Below are 7,932 nucleotides of genomic sequence, written 5' to 3'. Positions count from 1 at the left end.
GTTGTTTCCTGGTCCCACAAAAGCGGAAAGGTTTTCATCGGGGGAGAGTACTGGGAAGCGACGGGCGAGCGCGAGTTTTCACCCGGGGAAAAAATAAAAGTAATAGAGAGCACAGGAGATCTCGTCGTCAGGGTTTCAGACTATGACGGCAAACAGTGACGCACAATGTCGATAACCGCGATTGTAATTGTCGTAATTGTTTTTCTAATCATTATATCGGGACTTAAGATCCTCTATGAATACGAGAGGGGAGTGATATTCCGTCTCGGAAGAATAGTCGGAGTCAGGGGTCCCGGGTTCATAGTTGTCATCCCGTTTCTTGAGAAAATGGTGAGAGTCAGTCTGCGGCTCGTGACCATGGATGTGCCTCCTCAGGACGTGATCACCAGGGATAACGTTTCGGTAAAGGTAAACGCGGTTGTCTACTTCAGGGTGGTTGAGCCGAACAGGGCCATCTTGCAGGTTGAAAACTATCTCTACGCCACTTCCCAGCTTGCCCAGACAACCTTGAGGAGCACGCTCGGGCAGGTGGAGCTGGATGAGCTTCTCTCGGAGAGGGATAAGCTTAACGTCAAGCTTCAGGAGATTCTTGACAAGCAGACCGACGCTTGGGGGATCAAGGTTACCATGGTCGAGGTTAAGTACGTTGACCTCCCGCAGGAAATGCAAAGAGCGATGGCCAAGCAGGCGGAAGCCGAGAGGGAGAGAAGGGCGAAGGTAATAAGCGCCGAAGGAGAGTTTCAGGCCTCCGCCAAAATTGCGGAAGCCTCAGAGATACTGTCGGCAAACCCCGTTTCTCTTCAGCTCAGGTTCCTTCAGACAATAAACGACATATCTTCCGAGAAGGCTTCCACGATCATTCTCCCTGTTCCGCTTGACATCTTGAAGGCCTTTGCGACAAAAGACGAAAAAACGAATTCATAAGCTTTTTGCCGGACCGAAACTCTTTGTAAAAACTTCATGAGCAAATTTCTGCGTCTCTTTGTGTTCGCGTTGCTGGTTGCGTCCGCGGGGTTTTTCTCTGCCGGATGCTCCCGGAGCGCGGACTGTCAGAATAAAAACGACAACGCCTCACTTGTCGGCAACGCTGACCCGAAGGCTTTTTCCGCCGGGGGTTCGCTCATAAGGGAACTTGGCGAGGAGCCCGCGACCCTCAACCCCGTTATAGCGACTGATGTTTACGAAGGCATCGTTAACGGCGGAATCTACGAGACTCTTATAAGAAGAAACAACGAAACCCTTGAGTTCGAGCCTCTTCTTGCAAGTTCCTGGAAAGTTTCTGAGGACGGGCTTTCCTATACTTTTCATCTCAGAAAAGACGTGAAATGGCATGACGGCACTCCGTTTACCGCCGATGACGTGGTTTTTTCCTATGAATCCATAAGAAACCCCAAAGTCGCCGCCGCCCACCTCCAAAGCTACTACCAGGACGTAAAGTCCTACACCAAGATTGACTCCCATACCGTAAGATGCGAGTACGGAAAACCCTACTTCCGCGCTTTTGAGTTCTGCGGCGGGCTTCCCATAGTGCCGAAGCACGTGTTCGCGAAAGGGGATTTCAACACGAACCCCGCAGGCAGGAGACCCGTCGGAACCGGACCCTACGTGTTTGAGCACTGGGAGACCGGAAGGGAGATCAGGGTCAGGAGAAACCCTGATTACTGGGGCGAGCCCGCTTGGCTCAGTGAAGTGGTCTACAAGGTCGTGCTTGACCCCACGGTGAAGCTTCAGCTCCTAAAAAAGCAGGAGCTTGACTATGGGGGTCTTCTTCCGCTTCAGTGGTCAAAGCAGAGCTGCGGGAAACCGTTTCGGAAAAAGTTCTACAGGGCTTCTTACACTACCCCGGGGTACAACTACATAGGATGGAATTCGAGGAAGCCCTTTTTCAGCGATAAAAGGGTAAGGAGGGCGATGACCCATTTTGTCGACAGGGAAACCATCCTGAGAGAAATTCTCCTGGGACTGGGAGAGATAGTGACCACGACTTTTTATGTGAACAGCCCCGAATACCCGAAGGACGTAAAACCGTACGCCTATGATCCGAAGAGGGCCAAGGCGCTTCTTGACGAGGCGGGGTGGGGCGACAGCGACGGTGACGGAATAAGGGACAAGGACGGCGTTTCTTTCCGTTTCGAGTTTCTGCTGCCCACGGGTTCTGAAACCGGTGAGAAGATAGCGACCATACTGAAGGAGGAGCTCTCCCGCTCCGGCATAGAGATGAGCATAAGAAAGATAGAGTGGGCGGTTTTCATCCAGAGCATAACCGAGCGAAAATTCGATGCCGTGACCCTGGGGTGGAGCCTCGGGGTGGAAAGCGACCCCTATCAGCTCTGGCATTCTTCCCAGGCAGAAGAGGGCTCGAATTTCGTGGGATTCAAAAACCCCCGCGCGGATGTTCTGATTGAAGAGGCGAGAGAGGAGTTCTCAAGACCGAAGCGGATTAAAAAATATGAGGAGTTCTCAAGGATTCTTCACGAGGAACAGCCGTACACGTTTCTGTTCGCGAGAAAATCCACCGTGGTCGTGCACAGAAGGTTCCATAACGTAAGGCTATATCCACTTGGGTTTGATACCAGGGAGTGGTTTGTTCCAGAGAGCTTGCGCAAGTATTAGAACTAAAGGTTTTGCCGAGATAAGCGGCAAGATCGTCCATGTCCCCCAAATCAGTCTTCTGCAGGTCGGCAAAACAGGTTTTCTTGTCCCTGTTTTCAATCACGAAAGGCGGGTATCCGAAACGCATCAAGATCTAATTTAGCAGCAGGCGCACTCTACGTTACCGTCGTCAAACGGATGAATAAAGATGAAGTGGTGATGCAATTGCGCTAGGAAGAGTGCGATTGAAGCTAATGGAGATTTTATGTTTTCTGTGAACTATTTGATCAATTTTATTAAATTGTTATATTATAATATCTATATTTGACAAAATATTTTTTATAATATTTAATGCTGTTAACAAAACAACCAAGCGGACGGAATCAATGGCAACTAATCTCTGGGGTAGAATATATTACAAGAATATTTTCGCTGGCATTCTGTCGCAGGAAGCCGGAGGCAGATGCGTATTTACCTACGACGAAAGCTATCTGCAAAGCTCTTTGCCTGCTATTTCCTACACGTTGCCGCTTCGGGCCGAGCCTCATTTAAGCGAATATGGATTGCACCCTTTCTTTGACAATCTATGTGCGGAGGGTTGGCTTAAGAATGCGCAGGCACGTGCCCTCGGCCTGCGAAGGGACGACCGTTTTTCGTTGCTACTTGCCTTCGGCACCGACCTTGCTGGTGCCGTAAGCGTCATTGACCCAGACCCTGCCGGGGAGATTAAAATCGATCACGGCGACCCGGAAAACATTGCGGTGCTTTCAGCAAGGGCGTCTCTTTCCGGGGTCCAGCCAAAACTGGGCGCAATAAAGGAAGGCCGCGTGTTTCGCCCTGTAAAACGGGGAGAGCGGGCAACATATATAGCTAAGCTCCCGTCCCCCACACTGCCCGATATTCTCGGACTTGAGTATGTAACTACGCAGGCGTGCGCGGCGCTCCTCAAGGAAGATACCGTTGCGGAGATGACCCTGGCACCGCTTCAGGGTGTTGCTGAGAGATCTCTGCTCGTCAAACGGTTTGACAGGACTGAAGACGGCAAGCAAATTCACTTCGAGGAATTTAACCAGTTGCTCGGCAACCGCTCGGAGGATAAATATGAGGCCTGCTACGAGCACATGGCCGATTTTATCATCCAAAACGGCGACATATGCCTGCGGGCAGAGTGCGATACCCTGTTTCGCCGGGTAATGGCCTGTATTCTCACGGGAAATACGGACGCGCATCTTAAAAACTTCGCCATGGAGCACACAGAAAGTGGGTTGTTGCGCCTTGCGCCCTGCTATGATCTTGTTGCAGCCGCCTGCTACCCGGAATACCAGACATTGGCACTAGGGATTGAAAGAGTTGAGAACATGAAAATCGGCAGCATCGGTCCGAAGAACATAGTCCGGCTGGGCAAACTGTTCGGCCTGCCCGACAAAGCAGTTATGCTGGCGGTTTCTGACCTCGCCAGCCGTCTCAACAAAGCCCACGGCGCTGTTGATGGCTCGAAGAATGTCGGCCAGGACATCAAAGACAAACTGCATCAGCAAATGGAGAAAAGATGGAACGGAACATTCGACTCAATTGGAACTTACTTGTCAAAGAGGCCATAAAGCGGCGCAAGGAACGAAAAATCTCTCAACGTCGCTTAGCCACTATAGCGGAGGTGAGTCAACCGACGGTCTCGCGTTTTGAGCAGCAAAAGCAAGACATTCAGTTGTCAAGTGCTATTAAAATCTTTGATGTTCTGGGGTTGATAGAGAGATAATGCTGGCATTTGCGGATCTGAATCTGCAAAGAACTCAGAGTGCTATCCCGAGTCTTGTTAATTGACTAAAGAGTTTCCGGCCTTGGAGTGGTTTGTTCCGGAGGGTTTACGCAAATACTAGGATTGAGGGAAGCTGACGCCGGGGCGGCTCAGGAAAAGACAACCTGAATATCCGTGTATTCCACCAGACCTTCCTCTGCGAATTCAACACCGAAGCCCGAGCGTTTTACCCCGCCGAACGGGGCGTTGGGCTGGATCATTCCGTGCTTGTTTATCCAGACCGAACCGCATTCCATCCGGTTCGCGATCTCTCTTGCCTTTTCTATGTCCTGGCTCCAGACCGAACCCCCGAGACCGTTCGGATTGTCGTTTGCCTTCTCGATCGCTTCCTCAATATGGTGATAGCGGATGATCGGCAGAACGGGACCGAACTGTTCCTGATCAACCAAGGGGTCTCCGTTTTCCAGGTCGGCTATGATCGTGAGGGGATAAAAATATCCCTTCCCGCCCATTTCTTCCCGTATCTCTCCGGGGTCTCCGCCCAGGAGAACGCGTCCCTTGGACTCCGCGCTTCGCACCAATCTGGCCACAATATCGTACTGCTTTCGGTTCTGGACCGGACCCAGAACGACATCCTCGTTCGTACCCTCGCCAACCTTCATCTTTCGGGCGAGTTCAACCAGTTCACCGCAGACCTCATCGTACACATCATCATGAACGTAGAGCCGTTTTAACGCCGCGCAGGTCTGGCCGCTATTGATGAACGCGCCCCAGAAAAGCCCTTCGGCGATCTGCTTGGGATCGACGTCCGGAAGAACGATTCCAGCGTCGTTTCCCCCTAGTTCAAGAGTAAGCCGCTTCATGGTTTCCGCAGAGTTCGCCATGATCTTCTGGCCGGTTGCGCAGGAACCGGTGAAAACAATCTTGCCGATCCCTTCATGCGCCGTCATTGCGGCGCCCAGCCTGTCTTTACCGGCAATGCAGTTGACCACGCCTTCTGGCAGCACCTCGTTCATGAGTTCAACAAGGCGCAGCGTTGACAGGGGCGTAAAGGGGGAGGGCTTGGACACTACCGTGTTGCCCGAGAGAACAGCAGGAACGATATGCCAGATTGCGATCAGAACCGGAAAGTTCCAGGGAGTAATCGAGCCCACGACACCGATCGGCTTGCGGTGAAGCTCGACCCTTCCCTCATCGTTGTCCTGAATGACCTTAACCGGCAGGGAAAGGCTGGCCGTGTAGCGAGTCCATGCTACCGCGGCGCCGATTTCCCAGCGTGAGCCTAGGCCATTTAGGGGCTTGCCCTGCTCAGCGGTCAGAATGCGGGCGAGTTCCTCTGTGTTTTCCTCGATTTTGGAGGCAATTTCCAGACATGCTGCCTGTCTTTGCGATTCGGGCACTTCGCGCCATTTTTCAAACGCCGTCTGGGCGGCTCGCACGGCATCATCCAGATCTTTCTTTCTTGCCAGCGACGCAAGCCCGGCCACTTCTTCGTTAGCGGGATTCAGCACTTCAAAGCATCGCCCGGTAGGGACCTTCTTGCCGTTGATGATAAGGTGGAATGGTTTTGTTGTTGAGTTCATTCAGTTTCTCCTTTAATCGCTGCAATAAGTGCCGAGATATCGATCACAATATCTGATACTACCACATTCCTGCTTGTTGGTAATGTTCAGACCGAATGTAAAGGGGTTTCGACTTTTTCCAAAGATTGTATGATTACCGTTACTCCCGACAATATTTCCTCTGCGTTAAACAGGTTTGGATTGCTCCTTATTGTTTAACCGAGTTAAAAAAGGGAGAAAATTAATAAAAATTTCAGCAGAAATGTGTTCCACTGTAGAAAGCAGAAGCGGACAGGCACTTTTTATACTTGCACCCGCATTGTTTGTTTTCTTATCCGGCGCACTTCACCTTTATGCCCGTGAGGACATGCGATGAGCAAAGCAAAAGACGGTGATGGTGGGGTCAAAAGCGATCTCAGTATGTCACCGGAACAGATGCTGGAACTTGCACGCCAAACGGCAGAATTGGTAGTGCAACGCATTGAGAACTTGCCCGAAGAAGGTGCATGGGATGGAGAGTTCCGACGAGAACTTGAGGATCGGCTGCTCAAGCCTCCACCCGAGGAGAGCCGTTCAGCCTCGCAAGTGATCGAGGAGGCCGCAAACGAGATCCTTCCGATCGCACTGCGCTTGGACCACCCGCGTTGTTTTGGATTTATCCCCTCGCAGCCCACTTGGCCCGGAGTGCTGGCCGATTTTATGATTGCCGGATTTAATGTCAACCAGTGCTCCTGGCTGACTTCGAGCGGTCCGAGTCAGCTGGAGCTTGTCGTGATCGACTGGTTTCGGCGCTGGATTGGCTATCCGGAGAGTGCGGGCGGACTGCTGACGAGCGGAGGCTCGGCGGCGAACCTTGATGCCCTTGTCGCGGCGCGGGAGGCCGCAAACCACCCGGAGCGTGCCAGCTTGTACATGAGCGACCAGAGCCACAGTGCGCTCGTCAAAGCGGCCAGGGTTATAGGTGTTCGTCCAGAATGCATTCGTATGGTTCCAGCCGATGAGCATTTCCGTATGGACATGGATGCGCTTGTCGAGACCATGGCCGAGGATCGAGCCGCCGGACTCAGTCCCATTGCGGTGTGTGCGAATGCTGGAACGTCCAGCAGCGGAGCTGTCGACCCGCTGGAAGCGATGGCGGACTATTGCGAGGCCCAGGGTATATGGCTTCACGTCGACGCTGTGCATGGAGGCTTTGCTATCGTGACCGAGGAAGGCAAGAATATCTTGAGTGGAATCGAACGCGCCGATTCAGTTGTGCTGGACGCACACAAGTGGTTCTTTCAGCCTTATGAGATAGGGGGCCTGATGGTAAAGGATGTACGTACGCTCGAGCGGGTGTTTGCCACCAAGCACGATATTCTCCAGGACACGATTTGGGGTGCTAACCATCCGAATTTTTCGGACAGGGGCCTGCAACTCAGCCGCTCCGTCCGGGCGCTTAAGATCTGGATGTCGGTTCAGGCTTTCGGAATGGCCGCGTTCCGGCGAGCCGTATCGAATGGGATGGCGCTGGCGCACCGGATAGGGGAGTACGTCGAGAACAGTCCCATCCTGGAGATGTTAACTCCTGCGACATTGGGGATCGCATGCTTCCGCGTCAACCCCGCAAACACCGACCTTGGCGAAGACGTGCTGGAAGAAATCAACAGGACCGTGCTCGCCCGTGTTTTCTGGGAAGACCGCGCGTTCATATCATCGACGCTTCTTCACGGGACGTTTGCGCTCAGGATGTGCGTCATCAACCACTCGACGACCTGGAACGACGTACGCGAGACATTGGAAGTCATCTCGAAATTCGGGACGGAGAGTTTGACTCGAACTGATTGATTCCGGTTAATCGTGCTGGACTCTTCATATCTTCTCCATATACGGCGTGCACTCGAGAGGGTATGAAGATTTCCCTTTTTCGAGAGAATCCTACCTGCGCCTCCCTCGCGTCGTTTTCCCGCTACCAGAAGGAGAGCCTTCTTGAAGTGCTCCGGAGGACTGCACAAGGACCGCAAGAGCAAAGGGGCTTTCAGA

General features: G+C 52.5%; 8 protein-coding genes. 6 read left to right on the top strand and 2 right to left on the bottom strand.

Translation table 11 applies throughout. The annotated features are described in order from the left end of the window. From F4Z13_00105 to F4Z13_00095, 3 genes are all read left to right on the top strand, one after another. Positions 1–159, top strand: a 159-nt coding sequence (locus tag F4Z13_00105; GenBank protein ID MXZ47647.1) for a hypothetical protein, incomplete at its 5' end; no start/stop codon positions are given. A 6-nt stretch (positions 160–165) separates the two neighbouring features. Further along, entirely contained in the window at positions 166–924 is a 759-nt protein-coding gene (locus F4Z13_00100) for a slipin family protein (GenBank protein ID MXZ47646.1), read from the top strand. Between the two features lie 36 nt (positions 925–960). Then, positions 961–2,613, top strand: coding sequence for a hypothetical protein (locus tag F4Z13_00095; GenBank protein ID MXZ47645.1), 1,653 nt, complete (start codon positions 961–963; stop codon positions 2,611–2,613). Positions 2,614–2,751: 138 nt separating this feature from the next. Here the strand turns inward: F4Z13_00095 and F4Z13_00090 are convergent, their stop codons facing one another. Further along, positions 2,752–2,859 carry a Fic family protein gene (locus F4Z13_00090; GenBank protein ID MXZ47644.1) on the bottom strand — a complete coding sequence of 36 codons (108 nt, stop codon included), beginning with the start codon at positions 2,857–2,859 and terminating at the stop codon, positions 2,752–2,754. 119 nt (positions 2,860–2,978) lie between these two features. Between F4Z13_00090 and F4Z13_00085 the strand changes: the two genes are divergently transcribed. Both F4Z13_00085 and F4Z13_00080 read left to right on the top strand, forming a co-directional pair. Beyond that, positions 2,979–4,193: a type II toxin-antitoxin system HipA family toxin gene (locus F4Z13_00085; protein ID MXZ47643.1), complete on the top strand. Its 1,215-nt coding sequence runs from the start codon at positions 2,979–2,981 to the stop codon at positions 4,191–4,193. Next, positions 4,142–4,348: a helix-turn-helix transcriptional regulator gene (locus F4Z13_00080; protein ID MXZ47642.1), complete on the top strand. Its 207-nt coding sequence runs from the start codon at positions 4,142–4,144 to the stop codon at positions 4,346–4,348. The genes F4Z13_00085 and F4Z13_00080 overlap by 52 nt, the downstream gene beginning before the upstream one ends. Before the next feature lie 149 nt (positions 4,349–4,497). On the opposite strand, the gene F4Z13_00075 is transcribed toward F4Z13_00080, so the two are convergent. Next, entirely contained in the window at positions 4,498–5,931 is a 1,434-nt protein-coding gene (locus tag F4Z13_00075; protein MXZ47641.1) for an aldehyde dehydrogenase family protein, read from the bottom strand. Positions 5,932–6,282: 351 nt separating this feature from the next. Here F4Z13_00075 and F4Z13_00070 point away from each other — a divergent pair, with 351 nt between their 5' ends. After that, entirely contained in the window at positions 6,283–7,737 is a 1,455-nt protein-coding gene (locus F4Z13_00070) for an aminotransferase class V-fold PLP-dependent enzyme (GenBank protein MXZ47640.1), read from the top strand. Positions 7,738–7,932: the final 195 nt, after the last annotated feature.

It is taken from the genome of Candidatus Dadabacteria bacterium (assembly GCA_009837205.1).
Classification (GTDB): domain Bacteria; phylum Desulfobacterota_D; class UBA1144; order Nemesobacterales; family Nemesobacteraceae; genus Nemesobacter.
The sequence above is the reverse complement of the archived record's forward strand: the minus strand, read 5'-3'. Positions and strand labels throughout refer to the sequence as shown.